We start from the raw sequence: 26,159 nt of genomic DNA, 5'->3' as shown, positions 1-26,159 counted from the left end.
CGCAGCGCCGGGCCGGCGGGGTCGCCGCCGGCGGTGGCGTTGTAGAGGACGGGCCCGCCCTCGATCCCGCCCTGGCCCTGGAGGCTGTCGCCGTGCAGGAGGGTGCAGCCGTCGGCGTGGTGGTCGAAGCGGTGGAAGAGGCCTTCTTCGGCGGCCAGGCGCAGGAGGAAGTCGAGATCGGAGTCGCCGGCCTGCACGCAGTACTCGCGGGGGCGGTGGGGCTCGGTGAGTTGCTGGGCGTAGGCGGTGAGGCCGTGTTCGGCCATGAGACGCTGGAGGATTGCGGGCACGGTCTGGTGCTGGAAGATGCGCCAGTTGGCGCACAGCGAGAGGCGGGCGAGGCGGGGTTCGACCAGGGCGCGGTAGCGGGTGCGGCGAAAGCCGGTGTCGCCCTGTTCGAAGGTGGAGACCTGGCCCCAGAGGTGGCGCAGGGGGGTGTGGGCGTGCCAGAGGGTGAAGTGGGCGGGGGCGTCGAGGACGGTGGCGAAGTCGATGGCAGGGTCGGGGCTGGCGAGGTCCAGTTCCAGGCGGTAGCCCTCGGAGAGGCCTTCGTCGAGGGTGAATTCGATGACGTCGAAGGAAGTGTCGCCGAGGGTGACGGTGAAGCGCAGGGCGGACTGGTGGGGCATGGCAGGCTTCCCGTCAGTTGCAGGGTTCAGTGCTTGAGGATGCGGTCCAGGGACTGCAGAACGAGTTCGGTGGTGTCGTCCAGCTTCAGGGCGAAGAGGGCGTAGATGCATACCAGCGTGGCAAGCGCGATGACCCAGGGCATCCAGACTGGCCATTGGCGGCTGAGGCGATAGCGTTGGGAGGCAATGTTTGCCCGTGCGTCGGTCAGCTGTTCGGGGGCCTCCCCGCGAAGAGGGCGCAGCACCCGATGCAGCTTCACGATGAGGGTATTGAGCGATTCGGCCTGGTTATGCTGTATGCCGTACTTGCCCTTGAAACCCAGGCACAGGCACAGGTACTTGAACTCCAGCACGTCCCGGTAGCGCTCGGGTTCCATCTGCATGCGCGACAGCACAGTGAAGAACTTCTCTCCGCCCCAGGTCTCGTTGTGGAAGACGCTGAGCAGCGAGCGTTCTGCCCAAGGCGAGTTGGAGCCCCAGGGCGTGCTCATTACCGCGTCGTCGACGAAGCTGCACAGGGCATAGCGATAGGCCATCTGGGTGACCCTGTCGTAGCCGTGGAGGAAGATTTCCTCGTCGATTGCCTTGATCTGGTCGCGGACGGTGACGTGGAGCTCATTGATCTGGTTGTACGACTCCAGCCTGCGCAGGCGGATGACCAGGCCGAACAGGGGCATGGCGGCGTCTACCAGCGGATTGATGCTGTGCCCGCGCAACTGGAACGCCAGGTCGGCGTCCTGGTCCAGGTGGGCGACGGTGTCGAAGGCGATGTCGTCCTTTCGGGAGACGGGCGGGGAGGGCGGGGCGCGATGGAAATCGCTCTCGCGGTTGATGTCGACAGTGCTGCTCATCGCGTCGTCTCTCTAATGGCCCAGAGGTTCATGTTCAGCCCGGGGTAGTCGCCGGTGATGTGGAAGCCGATGCCAGCGGTGTTGTGCATCATCTGCCGCCAGGCGGGATGGTTCCTGTCGAGCTGGAAATAGGTGTATCCGGCGTGGAAGGGCAGCTGGCGTGGCGCTACCGGAAGCGGAGCCAGCGGGATGCCGGGAAGCTGGCGGCTGACGAGTTCGCTCAGGCGCTCCAGGGAGGCGACCTTGACCTGCTGCAGGAACAGTTGGCGCAGCCGCTCCACCGGGAGCTGGGCGGTGACGGCCAGGATGAAGTCGGCATGCTCCAGCAGCGTCGTGTCGGCCACCTGGGCGGTATGAATTCCGTACTGTTGCTTGACGAGAGGCAGGGAGACCGCGCGGGGCTGGAGGACGCTGCTGAGGTAGCGGCGCAGGGTGGCCTCAAGCTGCTGGAAGCTGGCGGCCAGGTCTTCATGGCGGTAGGCCGGGAAATCGGGGGCGAGGCGTTCCTGCTCCATGAAGGTGGCCAATTCGCCGATGGCTGCGAGGAAGGCGCGATAGAGCTGGCCTGGATGCGTGGCCGGCAGGCGGGAGAGGTGCAGGAACTCCGCGGACAGGCGGTTGAAGGCCTGGAGCAGCTGGAAGTCCGTGATGTCGGCGACCCCTGCCTGCCCCGGGCTGCCAATGCGCTGCGCAAGCGTGCGGGCCCGCTCCCGCATGAGGGAGCTGATTTCTCCGAGGAAGCGACTCAGCGGTGGAACCGCCTGCAGGGAGAGCGCCGTGGGATAGAAGCGTTCGTCCAATAGCAGGCCGCCATCGGCGCGGCGACCGCAGATGCGGGCGAAGGGAAGGCAGGCATAGGCGCTGCGGTCCTCCCGCTCCAGGGCCAGCTGCAGGTTGGGGACCGCGAGGTCGATGGACCGGTAGTCGCCGGCCTGGCTGTGGGTATCCAGCAACTCTTCCGCTCGCATGACGTAGCGGTGATGGGCATAGGTTTCCGGCCAGCGGACTTCCATGACGCCGTCGGAGCGATGCGGTAGCGTCAGGTAGACCACTTGGTTGTCGGCGGCGCTGTCGCCGATCACGAGCGGCTCCGGCGGCGGCTGATCGTTGGGGATGTTGAAGACGGTGCCGTCTGGCATCACGCCCCTGGCGTGGGTGATGGCGATCTTTCCGAAGGCCAGGTATTCCTGGTTGACCTGTAGGTCGGTGAATCCATGAGGGTACGAAGTCATGCCGTCGGCACGGCTGTTGAGCTGGTGCTCCAGTACGCGCACGAGCTGCTGGAAGTGCTGCGGCTCGAAGAAGGTTCCTTCACTGAGAATGATCTGGTTCTTGCTGCTCATGGTTTCCTGCTCGATCTCGATGACTGGGCCGGTGGATAACGTTCATCTGTGATGGCGACGTGCCTGCCGTGGAAGGAGATCAGCAGGGCGTGCTTCTCTCCGCGCGGGGGCACCCGCCGCACTTGCTTCCAGGTGGAGGCGTCCGGGTCACGGAAGTTGGCGACGACCGCGATGTAGTTGGCATCGGTCTCCAGGGGGCGGAAGTTGATGTACTTGAACTGGCCGGGAAGCAGCACATAGTCGTCAACGCTGAGGTAGGTGCTGCCGAGCGCCTTCCTGGTGTCCAGCCACAGTTGCTCGGCGCTGGCGTTGAGCAGCAAGGAGTCGTCCTTGAGCTGCAGCACCTTGAAGGCGATTGGGGTGGCGACTTCACTGCCCGGGGGGCTCGCCGGGGAGCTTGCTGACGGGATGTCCGGCAGGGTTGCGCCTGTCTGATATTGGCCCGGTGAGAGCGTCGGGGCGCCTCGCTGCCGCGGCAGGGGCCAGGGGGCGGTGGACTTGCTCCCTGTCGTCCTCTGGAGGATGGCATCCTGCATCGTGGCCGTACTGGGCGGTACCGACATCAGGAGCCCTGGGTGTGGGCTGACCAGGCCAGGCGTGAGGGGGAGGGAGGGGGTTTGCCCGCGCAGCCTGCCGGCAGAGATATCGGGTGGCGGGGAGTCGGGGTTCTCCTCGAGATGGGCCAGCAGGATGCGCAGGCTCTCGACCAACTCTGTCTGGTTCGCGCCATTCAAGCGGATGGCGTAGGGGCTGTCGTCCTCCTCATCCACGAGTACCGGTTGATGCTGACCGGCATCCGGCGCAGCCGGGACGGGGATGGCGCTTTCAGGGTTGGGGTTGACGTCCTGGCCAGCATAGAGGCTCAGGGCGATCTGTGTTGGCTGATCCGCTGTGGAGCCGACCTGGATTGAGGGATCCATCAGGACTTGGCCGGTTTTCCTGAGCACCTCGCCCACCGTGCCGCAGGCGGCGACCTGAAAGGTGGCCAGCAGGATGGTGAGCGCCCGCTTCATTACGCTTCCGCGCGCATGGCGCGGTCGACGTGCTGCTCGAACACTTCCCAGAACAATTTGGCGAAACCGCGTTGGCGGTTGGAGCGGAGCTCCCTGTAGTAGTGGGTGTACATCTGCCAGGCCCAGTCATCGGGCTGCGCTGGGGCGTCCGCGGCGGGTTGGTAGCGGTGGAAGCGCTGCAGCAACTGCTCGGGCGCGAAGGCCTGCAGCAGGGCGTTCAATCCGGCTTCGATGCCTTGCTGGATGGCGTACTGATGGCGGCCCAGCTCATCCAGGCTCTCCTCTACCGCCGCCTTGGGGGAAAGGTGCACCTGGCTGCGTTGGCTGGAAAACAATGCGCGCAGGGTGTCATCGCAGCTTTGGCCCAGATGCAGTGGGTTGTCCTCGATTGGCTGCAGGGTGCGGCTCTGGAGGCCAAGCCTGTTACCGTCATGGGTGTTGCTGCGCAAGGCGAGCAAGCCCTGCACGAAGGCTCGGATGGCCTGGCCGGAGTCGAACATCAGGCGGGCACTGTCCACGTCGGCGGTGGAGAGGCCCAGGCCTTCCAGGAGCGGGCCCAGCGGAGCCTGGGTTTCTCCTGGCTCATCGGAGGAGGAGGGGGGGAGGACGGGGCTGATGGAGAAGTCGTATCGAGACATTCGGTCATCTCCGAAGGTTGACGATGGGGCTGACGACAGAACGGCTTCGAGCGCGGGAGGCGCCTGCCCTGCGGATGCGATGGCCGTTGAAAACGATGAGTCGGGCACGGACGCCCGCATGGCCTGGGCCCGCTCCAGCGCCAGGAGAGGATCGAGCACGGCCGGCTCCGGTGTCTGGATGAGCGCCGCCAGCGCGTCGGGCGAGTCGCTGCAGGGGAAGGGGTGTCTTTCTCCTGGCCGATGGGGCAGGCCGTCCCGGTCCGCGGCATCGCCGTGTTCGGCACAGAGCAATTCCTCGATGCTGTGTTCGGCGAGGTGACGATCCGGGTCGGGCAGATGGCGGTGTGCCTGCTCCAGGTGCACCGCGACGCGAAATGGACCGATCTGGATGTGATCGCCTTGAGCGAGGCGGACGCTGACGTCTCTGCCCAGCGGCGCCGGGTTGTCGTTGATGCGGGTCTCACCGCTGCGGTCGACCAGGCAGAAGGCGCCATCGTCCCAGAGGATCTGGCAATGCAATGGACTGACGCTCCGTCGGCCATCGTCCAGGGACCAGTCCGCGTCGCGTGAGCCAATGAATCCGCCGTGCCGGTCGAAGTGATGTCTGGGCAGGCTGCCCAGCCGCAGGGCCTGGGGATTGGTGACGATCATGGCCACCCGGGAAAAGGTATTGAGACTGTTCATTGGCGGACCTTCACCCTAACCGTCGGCGGACGTTGTCCGGGCGCTTGCCGGAGGAAACTCGTCCAGCCCAGGTGGCTGCTACCGTCGCGGGCGATGTTGAAGGGCGGAACTTCATCCACCCGCAGGCCGAGTTCGATGTCGTAGGCATGTGGGTCGCGCAGCAGGAAATCGATGAGTTTCCGCAGGCGGGGGAATTCGGCGCCGCTGGGGAGAAAGTCGCGAAAGCGCTGCCGGCTCAGGGCAGGAATGCAGATGGTGAATTTGCTGTGGCGGGTCCTGACCCGCCTTCCAAGGACGAAATCCCGTGCAAGCGTGCAGTTCCTGCGTCCCAGCGCGTTGCGCTGGTCGTCGGGCACCGCGGTGTGGCGCAATTCGAACTGGCGGATATGGACGGCCTGCAGATCGAAGCAGTGGGCGATGATGCCGGCCACCATGCCGGAGGAGCGGCTGCGGCCCGCCACCATGCCGGCAAAGCTCAGGAGACGGCTCCAGGCGATGGGGGTCTCGCCGCGCAGGCGGGCGTCGCCAAGGCCGATCAGCGCGAACACGTAGCGTGAGAAGTGATCCCTTGCGCCCTGGCGGAATCGCATGTAGTAGCGGTACTTGCGCCAGGCCTGATGGAGTTGGATCAGCAGCCGGTGGTGAAAGACGTCCAGGAAGGCCGGACGTATGCCAATGCCCTGGCCGGCCTCGTAGGCCAGCCGATCCAGATAGTAGCCGGGCAGGGGCGAGTCGGGACCGTGCAGGCCGAGGAAGGTGGCCTGCACCAGGTAGTCGCTCGCCGATGGGGGCGGCAGGCGTGTGGCCAGCGAGACGTCTGCGGCGGGAAAGCCGAGGCCGGCGTACGAGGAGAGCCGCACGCGCTGGCGCCCAGGGCGCAGGCGGTCCTGCGCTTCGAGGTCATCATCGTGCAGGCGATGCAAGCGCTCCAGCAGGCTGAAGAAGTTGCTGCTGCAGGCTTCGGCCAGCAAGGTGTCGGCTAGATCAGGGGCTGTTTGCCGATCTGCATGGGCCATGAGTAGTGCTCGTTGTTGCTGGTATTGACCGCCTCCAGCATGTGGAAGGAATTGATGCTGGCGTAGAGCGAGAAGAACTGGCTCAGCACCGTGCAGAAGAGGTAGAGATCGCCCTCGCAGAGAAAACCCGAGCCGTCCACCCGCAGCTTCGTCCGCATGCCGCGGACGGGCAGCCCGCGGACCAGCCTGTCCGCGGGGGCGGTCCTGGCGTCGAGAATGGCCGCCACCCGTTTGTGGCTGGCCCTGGCCTGCCGGATGTCATGCAGGGCGGCGAAGTCGTAGGCTCGGACAACCGCGCGCAAGGGTTCGACGGAGAGCAGCGAGAGATAGTTGAGCGAGAGGTTGGAGATCAGGCTCCAGTGCAACTCGCCGTCCAGCACTGGCCGATAGGATGGTGTGGGCACGGTGATATTGCGGAAGCGGACGAAATTTGGCGTCTCCATTGCGCCCAGCGTGCCGAGGCAGATGTCGCCTGCGCCCAGCGACAGCGGCAGATCCCGGTTTGTGCAGGTGAGCGACAGGGAAACGGTCTCGCTCTCGCCGATGTACTCCGTCTCGTCGGCGCGAACGAAGGCGATGCGGTGCTGGATGCCGCTGCTGCCGTGGGAGTTCTCCAGGCGAGTGCGGTAGTAGAGCGCGGTGCGGCCCTGGCTGTGCTCGATCTCATGCTGCAATGACTCGAAGGGATGGTAGGTGCGCAGCCACCGTCCGGGTTTGCCGGGAGCGCCGTTCTGCCAGCCGCTGACCTCATCGATGCTGAAGACCTCGTAGGCGTCCGGACGCAGGCCGGCGGGAGTCAGCCGGTGGTCTGCGACGCGTCCATTGAGGAGGATGGGCTCGGCCGAATGGGGGAACAGATTGACCGCTGGCGCGCAGTACAGCGACAGGTCGCCGCTGTGCAAACGGGTGCCCGCCGGCATCGACCGGCTGAAGTGGAATTCCATCCGGACCCGGTGGCATTTGTGGCGGGGCCACAGGGACCGGAGTTGACCGAGTGCGAAGAAGTGGAAGCGCTGGGGAAAGACGAAGTATTCCTGCAGGATGCGGTAACCGTCGAAGACATTCTGCGGGTAGGGCAACAAGGCTTCCTCTGGACTGAAGCCGGGGAACTCCAGCACGTCCGGGCGCAGGTAGCGAACGGTGCCGTCGATGTCGATGCGGATCTGCTCCAGGTAGCGGGCAAGCCAGAGATAGAGGTTGCGGGCGGTGGTGTCGTCGCCACTCAGATGGAATTCGAGGCGTTCGCAATCCATGTCGCTGAGGACGAAATCCAGGCTCGTCGGTTCGAGCTCGACGCGCATGATGGATTTCTCCAGGGAATGGGCGTCGCTGATCGTGGCGATGCGCAGCGGAAAGATCTCCACGTCCTTGCATGTGCGGAACTGGCATTGCACGCCTTCGACCGCTCGCGACAGCAGCGGCGTGCCCCTGGAAATCCGCTTGCGGGTGGTGACCTCGCTCTCCATCGGCTCGAAGCGCACCATGGTCATGCTGGGCAAGGGGCGGAGGTAGTTGGGCCAGAGCAACTGCAGCAGGGAGTGGGTGAGTTCGGGGAGGTCATCCTCGATCTTCAGGCTCATCTTCGCCGTCAGGAAGGCGACGCCTTCGAGCAGGCGCTGAACGTCAGGATCGTTGGCTTCCTCTCCCAGGAAATGGGCCAGCTGCGGATTCTCGTGCGCGAACTCCCGGCCTATCCGGTGCAGGAACTCCATCTCTTCGCGGAATTTCGTTCTAAGCGGCATTTAAGCGGTCCTGCTCCGGGCCTCAGGGGACCTTCGCGAACTGATCCTGACAGTGGATCAGGAGGTCGATTTCGACCTGTTCCTTCACATCGTTTATCGGCATCACGCAATGAACGCGGAACTGCAGCAGCGCGGGAGCGCTTTCGTCCGGGCGTGAGCGCACTTCCACTTGCCGCACCCGTGGTTCGAAGCGGGTGATGAGTTGGTGAATGGCTTTGCAGACGGTCAGGCGCAGGTCCTCGCTGCCGATGGCGGCATCATTGAAATCCGGCAGGCCCAGCTCGGGGCAGCTGGGAGCGCTGCCCCGGCGGGTGTTGAGGATCCACTCGAGATGACGCTTGACCGCCTGAATGCGCTCTGTCGCCAGGTCCTGCGGTGAGCGTGTGCGATACGGCGGCAGCTCCGGGGCCAGCCGCTCGAACAGGCTGCCCCGGCCGGGAGTGCGTGGCATGAGGGTCTCCGGGGCTTACTCCTTGTCCAGCCGTCCGACCAAGGACAGTTCGAAGCTGGCGCCCATGTACTTGAAGTGCGGCCGTACCGACATGGAGACCTGGTACCAGCCCGGATTGCCCGCCACATCCCGCACTGCGACCCGGGCTGCCCGCAGCGGACGCCGGCTGCGCACGTCGGCGGAAGGGTTCTCCTGATCGGCGATGTACTGGCGTAGCCAGTTGTTGAGCTCCCGCTCCAGGTCCTGCCGCTCTTTCCAGCTGCCGATCTGCTCCCGCTGCAGCACTTTGATGTAGTGCGCCAGGCGGTTGATGATGAACATGTAGGGCAGCTGGGTGCCGAGCAGATAGTTGGTCTGCGCCGCCTCGCCTTCCGGGGTCTTGGCGAAGAGTTTGGGCTTCTGCACCGAATTGGCGGAAAAAAAGGCGGCGTTGTCGCTGTCCTTGCGCATGGTCAGCGGGATGAAGCCCTCGCCGGAGAGTTCGAACTCGCGGCGGTCGGACACCAGCACTTCGGTGGGTATCTTGGCCTGCAACTGCCCGAGGGATTCGTAGAGATGAACCGGGAGGTCATTTACCGTGCCGCCAGACTGGGGGCCGATGATGTTGGGGCACCAACGGTACTTGGCGAAGCTGTCGGTGATGCGGCCTGCCAGCAGGAAGGAGGCGTTGCCCCAGAGGTAGTTGGTGTGCCTGCCATCGATGCTCTCCTTGTAGTTGAAGCGGCGCACCGGGTTCTCCAGCGGGTCGTATGGCTGGCGGAGCAGGAAGCGCGGCATCGTGAGGCCGAGGTAGCGCGCATCCTCCGATTCGCGCAGCCCGCGCCATTTGGCGAAGCGGGGCCCCTCGAAGATGTCTTTGATCTCCTTGAGATTGGGCAGGTCCTGGAAGGACTCGATATTCAGCATCTCGGGGCCGGCCGCAGCCAGGAAGGGGGCGTGGGCCATGGCGCCGACTGCGGCGACATAACCGAGCAGCTTGATGTCGGTTGCCGAAGGGCCGAAGGTGTAGTTGCTCACCGTGCAGGCGATCGGTTTGCCGCCGAACTGCCCGTAGCCGGAGGTGTAGATGTGCTTGTACAGACCGCTGCGGGTGATGTCGCCCGCGCTCTCGAAATCCTCCAGCAGTTCCGTCTTGGTGACGTGGAGCACTTCGATCTCGATGTTCTCCCGGAAGTCGGTGTTGTCCACCAGGTGCTTCAGCCCGCGCCAGGCGGATTCCAGTTCCTGCAACTGCGGCTGATGGAGGATTGCGTCCATCTGCCTGCCAAGCTTCTGGTCGATCTCGGCGATCATGCTGTCGACCAGCAGCTTGTTGATGGGGCGTTCGCGTTCGTTGCTCTTGAGCATCTCTGCGATGAAGGTGGCTACGCCCCGTTCGGCGATGGCATAACCTTCCTGATCAGGCGCCAGGCGGGTCTGCGCCATGATGTTGGCAAGGAGGCTGCCGGTTTGGGGCGCGATGGCAAGTGTCTCTGCGGTTTGCTCTTTCATGCTGTTCGATTCCTTCCTGGCCGGGGCGTCGATGATTAAGAGGGGCTGCCGTCAGTGATCCCTGGCGGGGTTGAAGAGCTCGTCCAGCTCTTCGCTCAGCTTGCTGCGGGCGGCTTCGTCTTCGAGCAAGGTCTCGATCTTCTTGCGGAAGGCGGGGATGTTTCCCATCGGCCCTTTGAGCGCCACCAGGGCTTCCCGCAGGGCAAGCAAGGTGCTGAGTTCCGGGACCTGCTGGGCGATGGCGTCGGGGCTGAAATCCTTCATGCTCGCGAATGAGAGCCTGACGTTGAGCGTGTCGTCTTCCTTGCCATCCAGCCTGGAAGGCACATCCATGTTCAGCGTGAGACCGGCCTTCTCCATGACGCTGTTGAAGTTGTCCTTGTCGATGCGCACCGCGGTGCGCTCTTCCAGCGGCGTTGCCTCCTCATGACCCTTGAAGTCGCCGGTCACCAGCATCTTCAGAGGGAGCTCGACCTCCTCCTGCTGCCCTCCGGTGGCTGGGACGTACTTGATGTTGATGCGCTCCTTCGGTGCGACAGATCCATCTTTCTGCGCCATTGCGCACTCCTTGCCGATGAGTTGTTGATAAAAGCGGCCAGCCGATCCGACCTTCCCCGCTGCGCGTCCGCCGATGTGTCCTGCTCTGCTCCGGAGAGGGGCTCTACAGAGGGGGCGCGGATGAGCACTCCGGGGGAGTAGCACTTAGGTTTCCTTGGTCGCTTGTGCCCCTGTGGTTCTGCTGGCCTTTCACTGGAGAGCGGTGCGGTGAACCTGAACTTCAGTTTATATGATGAATTGATTATTGGAAATGCATTTGTATTATGATTTATGAATCGTGTTTAAATGACATTGTTCTTGATCTATGGTCTGGGCCGTGGGGCTCGGCCGAGGAGGGGGTGTGTCGTGCTGGTGGTCGATCTTCCTGCGCTCCTGGAGCGCCTCAATCCCTTCTGTCGACAAGCGCTGGAGAGCGCGGGGGCGTCATGCATGAGCCAGCGCGGCGATGAGGTGACGGTGGCGCATCTTCTATCCGCCTTGCTTGAACAGCCTCGGTGCGATGTCTCCACGGTGCTGGCTGCAGCCGGCCTGGATGCAGAGGATGTCAAGCAGGCACTGGCTGGCGCCCTTCCGGGGCCGGGAGGCGCGCTGGGCGCTTATCCCGCGTTTTCTCCCTTGCTGGTCGAGCTTGTCGAGGAGGCCTGGCTGTTGAGTTCGGTGGAGTTCGCGCAGGCGAGCATACGCAGCGGCGCCTTGCTGCTTGCCATGCTGCTCAAGCCGGTCCGCTATCTGCCTATGGCCGTTGTGCAGGTGTTGGATGCGGTAAACCGGGAGACGCTGCGCAAGCAGTTCTCCACGCTCCTTTCGGCCTCGGCGGAGGCGCTGGCTGCTGTGGAAACGACGGCAGATCGTCCATGCAGGCGGGAGGGAGAGGGCGCGCTGGGGAGGTATGGCCACGACTTCACGGCCCAGGCCCGGCATGGGCGGATCGACCCTGTGCTCTGCCGGGACCGCGAGATCGACCTGATGATCGACATCCTGTCGCGTCGTCGAAAGAACAATCCCATCGTCGTGGGGGACGCGGGTGTTGGCAAGAGCGCGGTGGTGGAGGGATTGGCACTGCGTGTGACACAGGGGCGGGTGCCGCTGGCGCTGCGTGGCATCCAGTTATGGGGGCTGGACCTCGGCGCCTTGCAGGCCGGCGCGTCGGTGAAGGGGGAGTTCGAGAAACGGTTGAAAGCGGTGATCGATGAGGTGAAGGACGCGCCCCAGCCGATCATCCTCTTCATCGACGAAGCGCATACCTTGATCGGTGCCGGCAATGCGGCGGGCGGCAGTGATGCGGCCAATCTGCTCAAACCCGCCCTGGCGCGCGGGGAGTTGCGGACCATCGCAGCGACCACCTGGTCCGAGTACAAGAAGTACTTCGAGAAAGATCCTGCCCTGACCCGCCGCTTCCAACTCGTCAAGCTGGATGAGCCCACGCCGGAGCAGACGGTGCACATCCTCCGCGGCCTGCGGCCAGTTTACGAACGGGAGCACCAGGTCTACATCGGCGAGGATGCACTGCAGGCGGCGGCCACGCTGGCTGCCCGCTATCTGTCCGGACGCCAGTTGCCCGACAAGGCCATAGACGTCCTGGACACCGCTTGTGCCCGGGTGGCGACTGCGCTCGCCGAGCCGCCGCGCCGGCTGGCCGCGCTGGAGAACCGGCTGCGGGAGATCGAAGCCGAGGTGACGCATCTGGAGCGCGACCAAGGAGCCGGTCGCAAGGTGACGGCGGGGCGCCTGGACACGCTCGTACAGGACAAGCAGCGGGTGTTGCGCGAGGTCGCCGGCGTGGAGGAGGCCTGGCGGCGCCAGCGCGTACTGGTAGACGAAATCCTCGCCCTGAGAGCGGAGGAGACCCGGCAAGGGCCGGCCATTGCGACCAGGGTCGCGGCGCTGGAGGCGTTGCAGCGAGAGGATGCGCTACTGCACGCCGACGTGGGCGCAGGGCAGATTGCCCAGGTCATCGCTGACTGGACGGGGATTCCGGCCGCCACGATAAGCAGCGATCAGATGACGCGTCTGGAGCGGCTTCCCGTCACCCTGTGCGAACGTGTCAAGGGACAGGAGGCCGCGCTGGCGCAGTTGCATCGGCACTTGCTGACGGCGATGGCGGATCTGCGCCGGCCCGATGTGCCGCTGGGCGCCTTCCTGCTGGTGGGGCCGAGCGGCGTCGGCAAGACGGAGACCGCGCTTGCCGTGGCGGAGGCGCTGTTCGGTGGAGAACGCTTCCTCACCACCATCAACATGTCCGAGTACCAGGAGCGGCACACCGTCTCACGCCTGCAGGGAGCGCCCCCGGGCTATGTCGGTTACGGCGAGGGCGGGGTGCTGACGGAGGCAATCCGCAAGCAACCCTATTCGGTCGTGCTGCTGGATGAGGTGGAGAAAGCCCATCCAGAGGTGCTCAACCTCTTCTACCAAGTATTCGACAAAGGAATGTTGACCGACGGGGAGGGGCGGCGCATCGACTGCAGGAACATCCTGTTCTTCCTCACCAGCAACCTGGGCTTTGATCACGGCTCCGAGGGGCTCGCCGACATTGGCCTCGAGGAACTGCGGGAACGCCTGATGCGCTTCTTCAAGCCTGCCTTGCTGGCCCGCATGCAGTTGGTGCCCTATCGGTACCTGGGCGAGGAAGTTCTGGCGGAGATCGTCGACAGCCGTCTGCAGCGACTGCAACGTCAGTTCATCCAGCGCTACGACGCGGTGCTCGACATCGGCGACTGCGCGCGTGGGGAGCTGCGCGCCCGTTGCACCCGGCATCTCCACGGCGCCCGCATGCTGGATGCGAGCCTGGACGGTGAGTTGATGCCGCCGCTCTCCCTGGCTGTGCTCCAGTCGCTGGCCGCGGGCAAGGCATTCAGCCAGGCGCGCCTGAGCTGGGAGGGCGGCCGTTTCGCCGCGGTGATCGAATGAAGCGGGAGCCAGATGGAGAGGCGCTGGCGCTCGCCGCCTTGATCCGCGACATGAGCGCGGCGACTACGGCGGCGGAACTCGCCGGCGTATTCGTCCGTGGTGCCATCGATGCCCATCGCTTGAGCTGGGGGGGCTGCTACTGGCGGGATGCCGCCGCCCGGAACTTGCTGCCGCTTGCCGGCGGTCATGCGCGGGCCGACGCGCTTCCCGCCCTGGCCCTGGACGAACTGGATAACCCCTTGGTCTACAGTCTGACTGCGGCGCAACCCTGCCGCGTGGAGCACCTCGGCACATTGGTGGATGTGGGAGAGGGGTTCGAGCGTCTGCGGGAGAGGCTGCCGCGGCGAGGGGTGCTCCATGTGACCCCCTTGTTCGATTCCAGCATGCGCGCGGCCGGCGTGCTGGCCGTGATGGGCGGGGCGGAAGAAGTCCAGGCCTGGCTGGTTTCCCTGCCCTGGCAGCTTCTGCTGCAGGCCTACGGGCAACTGCTGGCGCGCCTGCAGCAGGCAGATCCGGCGGCACGGTCCGAGCCGGCGAAACCGGGGCAGCGGGAACGGGCTGGCGCGGGCCGCCTGCTGGCTGCCGAGTTCATTGGTGTCAGTCCGGTGGCGAGGAGCGTGCGCAACGAACTGCAGCGCCTGGCGGATTCATCCCTGTCGTTGCTGCTCACCGGCGAGACCGGCGTGGGCAAGGACCACGCTGCCTGGTTGATCCACCAGGCATCCTCCCGGCAAGGGAGGTTCGTACCGGTGAACTGCGCTGCGATCCCGAAGGACCTGATCGAGTCGGAACTGTTCGGCGTCGTGCGTGGCGCCTATACCGGAGCAGCGCAGGCACGTGAAGGGCTGGTGGCGGCGGCGCATGGCGGCACGCTGTTCCTGGATGAAATCGGCGACATGCCGCTGGACTTGCAGGGCAGCCTGCTGCGGCTGCTCAACGAGAAGAAATTCCGCCCCTTGGGCGCCAGCCGGGAGCAAGGCTCGGATTTCCGCCTGATCTGCGCCACTCACCGCCCGCTGCAGGAGCTGATACGGGACGGGCGCTTCCGCGAGGACCTCTATTTCCGTCTCCGCCAGCAGGTGCTGCACCTGCCGCCGCTGCGCGAACGCAAGGAAGACCTTCCGGCGCTGGCGGCACACATCCTCTTGCAGTTCAATCGCGAGCACCATCGCAATGTCATGGGCCTGTCGGAGCGGGCCCTGGCGCTGCTGCAGGCTCATCGCTTTCCGGGAAACGTGCGGGAACTGCGCAGCTTGCTGCTGGTGGCCGCGGAGAGGACGGCACCGGGAGGCTGGATCAGCGCCCGCGCACTCGCCGATCTGCAGAGCGTGCCGCACGGAGTCACGTCGGCAGGAGACGAACTGGAACTCCTGAGGACGCTTTGGGGTACGAACAACCTGCCCGAAGCCATGACCTTGTTCGAGCGCCATCTACTGAGCGACAGGTTGCGCCGCGCGCAGGGGTCCCGTCGCCTGGCCGCCGAAAGCCTGGGCATTCCCAAGCGGACGCTGGCGCACAAATGCCAGAGCCATCGTCTGGATGTGGGGGAGCGGACGACATGAAGACCTACCCCAGCCTGCTTTTCTACCCGCTTGTGTGCCTGCTGCTGGCGCCCCTGGCCGGATGTGGTTCGGGCGAGTCGGCGGTCGCGGCGGCGCCCGGGGACTGCGTCCGCATCGTCTCCGCGATGGAGCGGCTTGCATGCTTCGATGCGGGGGCCGGCACGCCGCCCAGCCGGCCAGGCGCGGAAGATGCGAATGCCGAAGTGGCCGGCGTTTCCGCGCCGGTGCGGCAGGAGCCGGAGATCATTGCCCTGGTGCGGCGCCTGGAGATGGCGCGCTCCCCCGGCGAGGAGGGCTTCCGCCTGCTGCAGGAGGCGGACTCCACGCCAGCGCAGGCACGTGTCGTCCTGTCCGCGCCGGCCCTTGAGGCGCCTCCCGGCCAGCCCCGTATGGTGATCAGCTGCCTGTCCAACATCTCGCGGCTGCAATTGCTCGCCGACAGGCCCTTCGCCAGGAATCGGATGGAGATACGCCTCTCTCTGGATGGGCGCCCGCTAGGTGGCGTTCGCCCCTGGCAAGTGCTGGAGGACGGCAGGCTGGTGGACGCCGGACGCGGCCTGGTCGCCATCGAGCAGCTACGCCAGCTGGCCCAGCCGGGAGAGGTCCTGCGCATTGAAAGCGACGCTGCGCTGGTGGATGGCCTGCGGTTCGATGCCAGCCGGCTTCAGGGCTTGATCGCCGTGCAACGGGAGGCATGCCACTGGTGAAACAGCCGCCCCTGGATATCGAACTGCTGCTCGCGCCGCTGGACGCCCGGCAGCCCGCGGGTGTCTTCGACGAGGAGGACGAGACCTTCCAGGCCATAGACCACGAGATGGTCAAGCTGGGCGGCCTGCATGAAGCCGCCATGGACTGGGCCTACGTCGAAGAGTCCGCCTGCTCCTACCTGGCGCGCCAATGCAAGCACTTCCGCATCGCCGGGCACCTGATCACCGCGCGCCTGCGCGAGTGCAGCTGGCAGGGGTGGGCGGATGCCTCCGGCCTGCTCGCCGGCATGGTCGAGCACTACTGGGACAGCGGCCATCCGAAGCCTGGCCCCACCGGTTACCCGCACAAGCGCAGGCTGGTCGGATTGCTGGTGGAGCGGATGATGGCGGCGCTCCCTTCTCTGACCGCGGATGATGCGGCAGGGCCGCAGCAGCAGCGGGCGAGAGCGGCGCTGGACCAACTGCAGGCCTGCGCACTGCCAGCCCAGCTCGAAGTACCCCTGCTCACCCGCTTGGAGACCTCGTTCCAGCGGCGGCTGGAGGAGTGCCGTGTGGAGGAGGCAAGGCCAGCCGCCGGCGCAACGCCGCGGCCCGCCTCCGGCTCGGTGATCGACGCGGCCTATTTCAAGGAGGAGGCCCCCCTGAAGCTGGGCGACGAGCGCGAGGCAAAGCGTTCCCTGCTTGCGGTGGCCGACTTCATCAACCAGCAGGACGCCTACGACCCCACCGGCTACCTGCTGCGCCGCTTCGCCCTGTGGGCGCACCTGAACGCCGCGCCGCCGTCCCGCCGCGAGCAACGTACCGAACTGATGGGCGTGCCCCGCGACGTGGCGGAGGGCTACCAGGAGGCGCTGGCCGCGAACAAGCTGAGCCCGCAACTGCTGCAGAGGGTGGAGAGGAGCGTCGCCGGTTCTCCGTACTGGATACGCGGCAGCTTCATTGCCGCCGCCGTTGCCCAGCAACTGGAGATGGCGGAGGTGGCGTCCTCGATACGGCTGGCGTCGGAACGCTTCGTCGCCCGCATCCCCGGCCTGCGCAACCTGCAGTTCGCGGACGGCCGGCCCTTCGTCGACGGTGAAACCTTGGGCTGGCTCAGCGGTGCCGATGAGGAAGGCGGCGGCGCGGCGGTCGCCCGGCAGGAGTTCGGCGAACTGCGCGCCGGCCTGCTCGCCTGCCTGGACAGGGGCGGTGTCGAGGCCTTGCTGAGGCAGCTGGAAACGCTGCAGGGCGAGGCCACTGACCTGCGCGACCAATGTCACACGATGAGCATCGCCGCCGATCTGCTCAGGGCCAGGGAGTTCTCCTGGCTCGCCGGCAAGCTCTACCGCGCTGCCCACGAACTCATGCTCAAGGCCGTGGTGCAGGACTGGGAGCCGGCACTCTTCAAACACCTTGCCCGCCACGGGAGCGACGCAGCGGCGCCCGGTGGCGCGGGGACAAAGCTCTAAGCTAGGGAACTCGATATGTGGAAGAACTGGTCTTTCCTGAAGCGCGTCGGCCTGCCTGCACTGCGCTGGGTCGGGCAGGGAATGCCCTTGCTGCTGCTGCTCGGGCTGGCATTCCTGCTGATCGCCCTGTGGTGGCTGGGGCCGCAACTGATCTGGCGCGATCATCACCCGCTCGAGAGCCTGGCCGCCCGCGTGCTGGCAACCGTGGTCCTGCTCATGCTTCCCCTGCTGGTGTGGGCGCTACGGCTGCAGCGGCGCAACCGCCGTCTGGAGGCCGAACGGCAGCAGGATGTGCAGCGTGCCCAGGACCCTTGCCTGCGCTACGTCCATGCGCAGGAGCGTGCGCTGGACCGTAGCCTCGCCATGCTGCGTGCCAACCTGGAGGGACGGAACGCGCTCTACCGATTGCCGTGGTACCTGGTACTTGGGCAGGAAAACACCGGCAAGACCAGCCTCATCAACCGCAGCAATCAGAGCTTCTCCCTCACCGGCGAGGTCAAGGCCGGCAGCGGCCGCCTGCTGGATGATCCTGATCTGGCCTATCCGGTGGATTGGTGGATGGGCAACGAGGCAGTACTGATAGACCCGCCCGGCGAGTTCGTCAGCCAGCCACAGGATGCCGAGATGGCCTGGGACGATGATGCGGCCCACGGCGGAGAGCCGGAGTTCGACCGGTCAAGACCCGTGCCGGGCGAAAGCACTGGCGGATACCTGCCGGCCGGCACCCACGCCCGGCTGTGGTCGCACCTGATAGGCTGGCTCGCACGCAACCGCAGCCGGCGTCCGCTCAACGGCGTCGTGCTGATGGTGGACCTGGTGAGCCTGCTCGGCCTGCCGGCCAGCGACCGCAAGGCGCTGGCCATCCTGCTGCGTTCCCGGTTGGCCGAACTCTGCCGGCAACTGGGAATGCGGCCGCCGCTCTACGTGGTGCTGAGCAAGTTCGACCGCCTCGAAGGCTTCGAGGTCTTCTTCGCCCGCCTGCCGAAGGCGGTCCGGGAGGACATCTTCGGCTTCACCTTCACGCTGGACTCGGTACACGATTACGACGCCTGGTTGGCTGAACTGGGGCAGCGCTACGATGAGTTCCTGAAGCACCTGAACGAGCAGGTCTTCGATGCGCTGAGCGCTGCTCTGGCGCTGGAGGAACGGGAGGCGCTGTTCTGCCTGATCCGCCAGCTGGCCGGCATGCGGCAACTGCTGCTGGGCTTCCTGGCCGACGTGCTGGGCAGCGACCGCTACGCCACGCCGGCGCTGCCACGGGGCGTCTACTTCTCTTCGGTTTATCAGCAGGGCCTGCTCTGCAACGCCTTCGTCGGCAATGCCGCCCAGACCTACGGCATCGCGCCGTCGATTGCCGATGCCCAGCCCGGCGGGCGGGCGATGGTGTATTTCGCCCGGCAGCTGTTCCAGTCCGTCATCTACCCCGAAGCCGGGCTCGCCAGCGACAACCTCAAGGTGATCGCGGCAAAAAGGCGGGCGCTGGCCCTGAGCACCAGCGTGGCGGCCCTGGGCAGCCTGCTGGTCGTCGCCGGCTGGTATCACTACTACACGGTGAATCGGGACAGGACGGCGATGGTGCTGGAGCGCAGCGGCGGTTTCGGCGCGCACGTCATCGACGGCGGCGCGGACCCCACCGGTCGCAACCTGCTGGCTCCCCTCAACCAGATCCGCAGCGCAGTCCTGGTGTTCGGCGATTACCGCGAGTCCTGGCCGCTGGTGTCGGACATGGGGCTGTACCCGGGGCGGCAGATCGGACCCAAGGTGGACGAGGCCTACATGTCGCTGCTTTCCCAGCGCTTCCTGCCCCAGGTGGCTGGCGGCGTCATGGCCGCCATGGAGTCGCCGCAGGCCGGCAGCGACGCGCAGCTGGCGGCCCTGCGGGTCTATCGCATGATCGAGGAGCGGCCGAGCCGTCGCTCGCCCATCGTGCAGGAATGGATGGCGAAGCAGTGGCAGTCTGCCTTTCCCGGCGAGAACGAGGTGCAACTCGCGCTGCAGGGCCACCTGGATTACGCGATGGCGCATGTGGATACCGATCTGCCCCAGTACCGGACACGGGTTGCCCAGGTCCAGAACAAACTGCGGCAAATCCCGATGCCCCAGCGGGTATACATGAGCATGCGCGGCGAGGCCGGCCAGGTGCTGCGCACGCCGCTGGACCTGCGCAGCGAGATCGGCCCCGCCTTCGACATCGTGTATCAGACTTCCAGCGCAGCCGAAGAGCACGGCCTTCCCCCAGCCAACGGCAGGATAGATGCCCTGCTCACCGCGAAGGGCTACCTGCGGTACTTCGAGCCGAACAGCAAGGGCATGGCAGACCTGGCGATCATCGACCAATGGGCGCTGGGCGAGCGGCGCAACATCGACTACTCCCAGGCCGACCGGGATGCTCTCGCCGATCGCATCCGGGCCATCTACCACCGCGACTACATCGATACCTGGCAGCGCAATCTGAACCGGCTCGAGGTGCGGGATTTCGAGGACATCAATCAGGCCGTCAATGTGCTGGGCAGCGTGACCGGGCCGGCCGCGCCCCTGCGCCGCCTGCTGGAGACCGTCCGCGACAATACCGAGGGCCTGGTGGCCGCCGGCGACGACAAGAGCGAAGCGGTGACCGGGGCCCTGGTGGCGGCGACAGCGCCGCAGGCCGGCAACATCGTGCGCAGCTTCGCGCCGCTCACCGGGCTGCTGGCGGCCAAGGGCGACAAGGCGGCCTACCTGGACGAGACCCTGCAGCTCATCGTCAGCGTGCAGGAGCAGTTGAAGGGCGTGCATGACAGCCCGAATCGCGGCAAGGCAGCCCTGGGCGTGGTGCTGGACCGGCTGGCGCTGAAGGGCCCGGACCCGATAGGCAACCTTCGCCGCGCCGCCGCCGGTTTGCCGCAGCCCTTGAACAGGCAGGTCGGCAAGCTGGCGGACGAATCGGCCCAGGTGCTGATGATAGAGGCGCTGACCGAGCTGGAGCGGCGCTGGGATGCTGAGGTTTACCGCTTCTACAACGAGCGTCTGGCTGGGCGCTATCCCTTCAGTCCCGGCAGCCGCCAGGAGGTCTCCCTGGATGACTTCGCAGCCTTCTTTGGTCCCCAGGGCAAGCTGCAGCAGTTCAAGGCGCAGTATCTGAAAGTCTTCCTCGAAGACAATCTGGAGGCCTTGTACTCCGAACGCCTGGGCGGCTACCTGCTGCGCACCGACTTGTTGACGCAGTTGCAGGCCGCGGACCGGATACGCGATGCCTTCTTTGGCAGCCGGGGCAGCCTGGGGATCCAGTTCTCGGTCGAGCCCCTGGGCCTGACGACTACCCGGCGCAGCAGCGTGTTGAACATCGAGGGCCAATTGATCGGTTACAGCCATGGCGCGACGGCCCCTACCGCGCTGATCTGGCCCAACGCCCTCAGCGGCGCGAGCGGCGGCGGGGAGAGCCGCATCACCCTGGTGGGAGGCGAAGGCAACAGCAGCGGTGTGGCTTACCGCGGCCCCTGGTCGATGTTCAGGTTGTTCAGTCAGGCCCAGCTCAACGGCGCCAGCGAGACCTCGGTCGATCTCAGCTTCCTTGCGAGCGACGGCGGAATGCGTTACCGGGTGACGGCGGACAAGCGCGAAAACCCTTTCACCCAGCAACTGTTCCGGGGCTTTGCGCTGCCGCGAACGCTGTTGATGGACAACAGCATGCCGCGCAGGAAACAGGTCGGTAGTTCGACCACGGCGCCCGCGGGAGCCGCGGCGCGCGGATGAGGCAAGAGGAACTCGCCAATGGACATCGTTCGTAAGGGAGACGCCACCGATCACGGTGGCACCGTACTGGAAGGATTCGGCCAGACCGACCTCAATGGCCGGCCGATCGCTGGCCTGGGTCACAAGGTGAGCTGCCCGAAGTGCAAGGGCGTATTCCCCATCGTCGAAGGCAGTGCCTGCTACAGCGTGGACGGCGTGCCGGTTGCTTTGCACGGGATGAAGACCGCCTGCGGCGCCAGCCTGATCGCGAGCGGCCCCATGGGAGCGGTGCACCAGTAAGCAGCGGCGTAGCGTCGGGGAGGGCCCGCAGGCCGCGGCGCCCGGAACAGGGGAGCCAGGTCTCGCGCTGCCCGCGGCAGCAGGCGTAGCGATCGCCGCGCCAGCGCGGAGGGTGAGAACCCTCCACGAGGCGGAAGGTGCCTCAAGCAGTGATGCGTGCCGCGAGCGCGATGAGGCTGCGGTCGCTGCCGGCCGGCCCTATCAAGGAGAGGCCCAGCGGTGCGCCCAGGCGTGTTGCAAGAGGCATCGACAGCTGCGGGCATCCGGAAAGGCCGGCGAGGCTGAGCAGCCTGATCGAGGTGTTGCGGTACTCGTCCAGCGCCGCCTCCCCGGTGGTAAGCAGCGGGGCAATGTCCGGCATGGTGGGCAGCACCAGCACTCCGTCTTCTCCCAGCAGTTCGGCGATCTCCGCCTGGACCTCCCGCAGCACCTGCCAGCTTTCTTCCAGCTTCTCGTTACTGACGCTGCGTCCCCAGGCGAAGCGCTCGCGCACGCCGGGGCCGAGCACGAGGCCGTGCCGCTCTATCATTTCGCCATCGCTTTCCCAGGCTTCGCGACCCTGAATATGGCGGAAGGCGGAGAAGTTGCGGTCGATGCCGGCGTTGGCCATGCGGACCAGGCTCGCCCCACCGAGTGCGGCCTCCGCGCGTTCCAGGGCGGGCTGCAGGGCCTGTCGGACCGGGCCGTCCAGCAGGCTCCAGCCGTCTTCCGGGTAGAGCAGGCGCACGGTGTCGGGTAGCGCGGCGGTGTCCTCGCCCAGCAGCACGGCGCCGACACGCTCCAGCGTGGCGACGTCGCGGCTGAAGAAGCCCAGGGTGTCGAAGCTGGGGGCGAGATCCAGGCTGCCCTCCAGGGTAATGCGGCCGTGGCTGGGGCGCAGGCCGAAGAGCCCGCAGTGGCTGGCCGGGCAGCGGATGGAGCCGCCGGTGTCGGTGCCGATGGCGAAGTCCGCCAGCCGGTTGGATACCGCCGCTGCTGAACCGGAAGAGGAGCCGCCGGGCGTGCGCTCCGGCGCGGCGCCATTGCGCGGCACGCCGAAGTGAGCGTTGATGCCGCTCATGGAGAAGGCGAGTTCGTCGGTATAGGTCTTGCCGACGAAGCGCGCCCCCGCGTCCAGCAGCATCTGTACTGCCGGGGCGTTCGTGGCCTTGATGCCCGACAGGGCCAGCACATGGGGATTGCCACCCCCTGTGGGGTAGCCGGCGACATCGAACAGGTCCTTGACGCCGAAGCTGAGGCCGGCGAGCGGGCCGGTGGGGGCGTGCGCGACCGGCACTGCCGGGTAGGGGATGAAGGCGTGGGCGGGGTCTTTTTCGAGCAGCATGAGGGCTCCCGTCTTGAGGGGTCGGTTGGGGACGGACGCCGCCTGCGCAGGCGGTGCCGGTGCATATTATGCGTGGTATGCCTCAGTTGTTGTGCGCCGCAAGGAGAGGCGGGGGATGAAATGGAGGCCAGGCCTTCGGGGCGCTCCCGGAGCCGGGGAGCGGGCCATCGCGATTGCTGTTTTGCGGCGCCGGGCGGGGAGGGGAGAAAGACGCTGGTCATCGCGGTTGACCCAGGCCCCGCAACGGCAGGCAGAATGCGCCCCTTTCACCCTTTTCACCCCTTTTGCAGCCTTCCAGTTCCGATGTCGTCCGCTCAGCTTCCCGGTGCCTGGGGCCGGATCTTCCTGCCCTTCGCGCTCGGTTACTACCTCTCCTATTTGCTGCGCACCGTGAATGCGGTGATCTCGCCGGCGCTCTCCTTGGAGCTCGGGTTGTCCGCCTCCCAGTTGGGCCTGCTGACCAGCGCGTACTTCGTCGCCTTCGGCCTGATGCAGATTCCGATCGGCATCGCGCTGGACCGCTACGGTCCGCGGCGGGTGGAGGGCAGCCTGCTGCTGGTCACTGCCCTGGGCGGCGTTGCCTTCGCTACCGGCGATTCGCTGACTTCGTTGGGCCTCGCCCGCGGCCTGCTCGGGCTGGGAGTGTCCGCCTGCCTGATGGCGGGGCTGAAGGGATTTGCGATGTGGTACCCGCCGGAGCGCCAAGGCTCCATGACCGGCTTCATCATGGCCGCCGGCGCGCTGGGCGCGCTGACGGCCAGCGCGCCGCTGGAGGCACTGTTGCCGCTGCTGGGCTGGCGCGGGCTGTTCTGGGGCATCACCGCCTGCGCCTTGCTGGCCTCGGCCTGGATTTTCATTTCGCTGCCGGACGAAGCGCCGCATACCGGCGAGGACACGCTGACTGCCGCGCTGGCTTCGGTGGCCGGCATCTTCCGTTCGCGGGACTTCCTGCGCTACGCCGCTGCGGCGACCTTCTTCACCGGCGGCTTCATGGCCTTGCAGGGGCTGTGGGTGGTGCCCTGGCTGATGAACGTCAACGGACTGGAGCTGGCGGGGGCGGCCCGTTATCTGCTGATCCTCAACCTCGGCATGCTGGCCGGCCAGCTTGCGATGGGCCTGTTCGGTACCCGGCTGGCGCGCAGCGGCATCCGCTCGCCAACCATACTGCGGGCGGGCTACGCCGGCATGCTGCTGGTGGAGCTGGCGCTGCTGACCGATTGCCTGCCGCTGGGGCTGGCCTGGTGCCTGTTCGGCGTGTTCTCCGCCGTCAACTCCCAGTCTTACCTGGCGGCCGCCGGCTACTTCCCGCGGACGCAGTTCGGCCGGGTGAGCACGGCGGTGAACCTGATGGCATTCGCCGGGGCTTTCGCGGTGCAGTGGGGCATGGGGCTGGCGCTGGATGGACTGCAGCTTGCCGGGCATGCGCTGGACTGCGCGCTGAAGATCGCCTTCGGCGGTCTGCTGGCGGTGCAATTCTGCGCCTACCTGCCGCTGTTGCGGGTGAAGCGGGCGCCGGTCTAGCCAGCGAGCGCGGTCTCGTTTTCCTCGGAACTGACGGGTTTGGGCGGTGCCAGCAGAGCGGCCGGCCGGGTGTTCCATTCCACCAGTTCGAGCCGGCCATCCAAGTGCTCGACGATGGCGGTGCAGCTGTCCACCCAGTCGCCGCAGTTGATGTAGCTCATGCCGCCGATTTCCTTGATTGCCGCCCAGTGGATGTGGCCGCAGATCACGCCATCCACGCCGCGCTCGCGGGCGCCGCGCACCACGGAATCCTCGAAATCGAAGATGAAGCTCACCGCCGTCTTTACCTTGCGCTTGGCGTAGCCGGCCAGCGACCAGTAGCCGGAGATGCCCAGCCGGCGGCGGGCGCGAGACAGCCAGGTGTTGAGCCGCACCAGGGTGTTGTAGGCGACATCGCCGATGACGGCGACCCAGCGGTGGTAGCGCGTCACCTGGTCGTACTCGTCGCCATGCAGCAGCAGGAAACGACGACCGTCGGCGGTGTGGTGTATCCAGTCCGACTCCAGCCGGATCTCGCCGAAGGTAATGCCCACGTACTCGCGCAGCGCCTCGTCGTGGTTGCCGGGTATGAAGAACACCTGGGTGCCCTTGCGTGCGCGCCGCAGCACCTTCTGCACCACCGTGTTCTGGGTGGCGCTCCAGTGGATGCTGCGGTTCATCGCCCAGAAATCGACGATGTCACCCAACAGATAGAGGTACTCCGATTCGTAGTGGCGCAGGAAATCCAGCAGACGGTCCGCCTGGCAGCCACGGGTGCCGAGGTGGACGTCGGACAGGAAGATGCTGCGGACCTGCTTTTCTTGCATCTGCGGCGGACGATCAGGATGACGCCGCCAGCGTGGTCCCGTGCTGTGACAGGGTGATGACGATGCCGCGGGAACGGCTCGCCTTGCCCCGGCGGCGGCGCCGGGGGGAGGGCGGCTCAGGCGTGCTCGCCGGCCGCGTGGCCGGAGGCCCAGGCCCACTGGAAGTTGTAGCCGCCGAGGTGACCGGTGACATCCATCACCTCGCCGATGAAATACAGCCCCGGCTGCTTGCGTGCCTCCATGGTCTTGGACGACAGCGCCTGGGTATCCACGCCGCCCAGCGTGACCTCCGCCTTGGCGTAGCCCTGGGTGCCGGAGGGCGCCAGCCGCCAGTCGGCGAGGGTAGCGGCAACCTGGCGCAACTCGGCGTGGCGGAAGCTGTTGAGCGGCCGTTGCCAGCCATGCAGTTCGCACCAGGCATGGGCGAAGCGCCGCGGCAGGTGCTCCGCCAGCAGATTGCCGAGCAGGGCGCGCTCGCCCGCATGGGACAGCAGCCAGGATTCGGCGTCCACGTCCGGCAGCAGATTGAGGCCTACAGCCTCCCAGTCGCCATCCTCGTAAGCTTGTGCCTGCCAGTAGCTGGACACCTGCAGGATGGACGGGCCGGACAGGCCGCGATGGGTGATCAGCGCGGCCTCGCGGAACTCGCCACGGCCACAGCGCGCCTGCACCTCGAAGGAAATGCCGGCCAGCGGCGCCAGCCGCGCGAGGGTTTCCGGTGGCAGGGTGAGCGGCACCAGCGCCGGCCGCGGCGCCACCACCGTCAGGCCGAACTGCTCGGCGATGCGGTAGCCGAATGGCGTGGCGCCGATCTTGGGAATGGACAGGCCGCCGGTCGCGATCACCAGGCTGCGGGCGGAATAGTGGCCGGCGTCAGTCGTGATCACGAAGCGGATGGCGTCCGGCGCAGTCTCGCCAGTAGCTTCCACCGCCTGGATGGTGACCGGCGTGTTCCAGCTCACCTGGCCGTCATCGCACTCGGCGCGCAGCAGATCGATGATCTCCTGAGCGGAATCGTCACAAAAAAGCTGGCCCCAGGATCTTTCGTGGTATCGGATGCCATGGCGCTCCACAAGCCCGATAAAATCCCGCGGCGTGTAACGCGACAGCGCCGAGCGCACGAAATGCGGGTTGCGGCACAGGTAGTTGTCCGCCGAGACCTTGAGATTGGTGAAGTTGCAGCGCCCGCCGCCGGAAATGCGGATCTTCTCCGCCAGCTTCGTCGCGTGGTCCAACAGCAGCACGCGGCGGCCTCGCTGGCCGGCGGTAGCGGCGCACATCATGCCCGCCGCGCCGGCGCCGATGACGACGAGGTCGAAGGTCTGGTCAGCCAAGTGGGTGTCTGAAGCGTTGAAAGCGGCGCAGAATACGCGCCGCGCCGCGGTGCGGCAATCGAGAACACCGGAATGAGGCGGCAGCCACTGGCGGCCGCGGGCGGCCTGCGCCGCCACAATGGC

General features: G+C 66.4%; 20 protein-coding genes. 7 read left to right on the top strand and 13 right to left on the bottom strand.

The window, feature by feature from the left end; translation table 11 throughout:
• From C7389_RS19570 to tssB, 10 genes are all read right to left on the bottom strand, one after another.
• The coding region (locus C7389_RS19570) for a type VI secretion system Vgr family protein (RefSeq protein WP_281275401.1) at positions 1–629 on the bottom strand (629 nt) is incomplete at its 3' end.
• Between the two features lie 26 nt (positions 630–655).
• On the bottom strand, positions 656–1,480 hold the full coding sequence (gene icmH / locus C7389_RS19565) for a type IVB secretion system protein IcmH/DotU (RefSeq protein WP_133594341.1): 825 nt from the start codon (positions 1,478–1,480) through the stop codon (positions 656–658).
• The gene (tssK, locus tag C7389_RS19560) at positions 1,477–2,823 is read right to left on the bottom strand and encodes a type VI secretion system baseplate subunit TssK (RefSeq protein ID WP_133594340.1); all 1,347 of its coding nucleotides are present in this window, start codon (positions 2,821–2,823) and stop codon (positions 1,477–1,479) included. The genes icmH and tssK overlap by 4 nt, the downstream gene beginning before the upstream one ends.
• Positions 2,820–3,836 (bottom strand): type VI secretion system lipoprotein TssJ, encoded by a 1,017-nt coding sequence (gene tssJ, locus C7389_RS25035; protein WP_168977690.1) that lies wholly within the window; start codon positions 3,834–3,836, stop codon positions 2,820–2,822. Before tssJ ends, tssK begins: the two co-directional genes overlap by 4 nt.
• Positions 3,836–5,158 (bottom strand): type VI secretion system-associated FHA domain protein TagH, encoded by a 1,323-nt coding sequence (tagH, locus tag C7389_RS19550; protein WP_133594339.1) that lies wholly within the window; start codon positions 5,156–5,158, stop codon positions 3,836–3,838. The genes tssJ and tagH overlap by 1 nt, the downstream gene beginning before the upstream one ends.
• The gene (tssG, locus tag C7389_RS19545; protein WP_133594338.1) at positions 5,155–6,174 is read right to left on the bottom strand and encodes a type VI secretion system baseplate subunit TssG; all 1,020 of its coding nucleotides are present in this window, start codon (positions 6,172–6,174) and stop codon (positions 5,155–5,157) included. The genes tagH and tssG overlap by 4 nt, the downstream gene beginning before the upstream one ends.
• Entirely contained in the window at positions 6,138–7,916 is a 1,779-nt protein-coding gene (tssF, locus tag C7389_RS19540; RefSeq protein ID WP_133594337.1) for a type VI secretion system baseplate subunit TssF, read from the bottom strand. Before tssF ends, tssG begins: the two co-directional genes overlap by 37 nt.
• A gap of 22 nt (positions 7,917–7,938) precedes the next feature.
• Positions 7,939–8,367, bottom strand: coding sequence for a type VI secretion system baseplate subunit TssE (gene tssE / locus C7389_RS19535; protein WP_133594336.1), 429 nt, complete (start codon positions 8,365–8,367; stop codon positions 7,939–7,941).
• Between the two features lie 15 nt (positions 8,368–8,382).
• The gene (gene tssC, locus C7389_RS19530) at positions 8,383–9,858 is read right to left on the bottom strand and encodes a type VI secretion system contractile sheath large subunit (protein WP_133594335.1); all 1,476 of its coding nucleotides are present in this window, start codon (positions 9,856–9,858) and stop codon (positions 8,383–8,385) included.
• A gap of 51 nt (positions 9,859–9,909) precedes the next feature.
• Positions 9,910–10,416 carry a type VI secretion system contractile sheath small subunit gene (tssB, locus tag C7389_RS19525; RefSeq protein WP_133594334.1) on the bottom strand — a complete coding sequence of 169 codons (507 nt, stop codon included), beginning with the start codon at positions 10,414–10,416 and terminating at the stop codon, positions 9,910–9,912.
• 345 nt (positions 10,417–10,761) lie between these two features.
• Here tssB and tssH point away from each other — a divergent pair, with 345 nt between their 5' ends.
• Genes tssH through C7389_RS19495 form a run of 6 tightly spaced genes read left to right on the top strand, consistent with a single transcriptional unit; the run spans position 10,762 to position 21,051 of the window.
• On the top strand, positions 10,762–13,323 hold the full coding sequence (tssH, locus tag C7389_RS19520) for a type VI secretion system ATPase TssH (protein WP_211168503.1): 2,562 nt from the start codon (positions 10,762–10,764) through the stop codon (positions 13,321–13,323).
• Positions 13,324–13,361: 38 nt separating this feature from the next.
• Positions 13,362–14,885 (top strand): sigma 54-interacting transcriptional regulator, encoded by a 1,524-nt coding sequence (locus C7389_RS19515; protein ID WP_211168502.1) that lies wholly within the window; start codon positions 13,362–13,364, stop codon positions 14,883–14,885.
• The gene (gene vasI / locus C7389_RS19510; RefSeq protein ID WP_133594331.1) at positions 14,882–15,592 is read left to right on the top strand and encodes a type VI secretion system-associated protein VasI; all 711 of its coding nucleotides are present in this window, start codon (positions 14,882–14,884) and stop codon (positions 15,590–15,592) included. Before C7389_RS19515 ends, vasI begins: the two co-directional genes overlap by 4 nt.
• Positions 15,589–17,040, top strand: a complete 1,452-nt coding sequence (tssA, locus tag C7389_RS19505) for a type VI secretion system protein TssA (protein ID WP_211168501.1) — start codon at positions 15,589–15,591, stop codon at positions 17,038–17,040. Before vasI ends, tssA begins: the two co-directional genes overlap by 4 nt.
• Positions 17,041–17,055: 15 nt before the next feature.
• A complete protein-coding gene (tssM, locus tag C7389_RS19500; RefSeq protein WP_133594329.1) occupies positions 17,056–20,772 on the top strand; it encodes a type VI secretion system membrane subunit TssM in 3,717 nt (1,238 codons plus the stop codon).
• Positions 20,773–20,790: 18 nt separating this feature from the next.
• Positions 20,791–21,051: a PAAR domain-containing protein gene (locus tag C7389_RS19495; RefSeq protein WP_133594328.1), complete on the top strand. Its 261-nt coding sequence runs from the start codon at positions 20,791–20,793 to the stop codon at positions 21,049–21,051.
• 142 nt (positions 21,052–21,193) lie between these two features.
• Here the strand turns inward: C7389_RS19495 and C7389_RS19490 are convergent, their stop codons facing one another.
• Positions 21,194–22,375, bottom strand: a complete 1,182-nt coding sequence (locus tag C7389_RS19490) for an amidase (RefSeq protein WP_211168500.1) — start codon at positions 22,373–22,375, stop codon at positions 21,194–21,196.
• A 303-nt stretch (positions 22,376–22,678) separates the two neighbouring features.
• On the opposite strand from C7389_RS19490, the gene C7389_RS19485 reads away from it, so the two are divergent.
• On the top strand, positions 22,679–23,896 hold the full coding sequence (locus C7389_RS19485; protein WP_211168499.1) for an MFS transporter: 1,218 nt from the start codon (positions 22,679–22,681) through the stop codon (positions 23,894–23,896).
• On the opposite strand, the gene C7389_RS19480 is transcribed toward C7389_RS19485, so the two are convergent.
• On the bottom strand, positions 23,893–24,702 hold the full coding sequence (locus C7389_RS19480) for a UDP-2,3-diacylglucosamine diphosphatase (RefSeq protein WP_133594326.1): 810 nt from the start codon (positions 24,700–24,702) through the stop codon (positions 23,893–23,895). The two genes, C7389_RS19485 and C7389_RS19480, sit on opposite strands and share 4 nt — an antisense overlap.
• Before the next feature lie 116 nt (positions 24,703–24,818).
• A complete protein-coding gene (locus C7389_RS19475; RefSeq protein WP_133594325.1) occupies positions 24,819–26,036 on the bottom strand; it encodes a BaiN/RdsA family NAD(P)/FAD-dependent oxidoreductase in 1,218 nt (405 codons plus the stop codon).
• Between the last annotated feature and the right edge of the window lie 123 nt (positions 26,037–26,159).

This window comes from Azoarcus indigens (assembly GCF_004361735.1).
Lineage (GTDB): Bacteria > Pseudomonadota > Gammaproteobacteria > Burkholderiales > Rhodocyclaceae > Azoarcus > Azoarcus indigens.
This window is presented reverse-complemented; position numbering and strand designations above follow the sequence as displayed.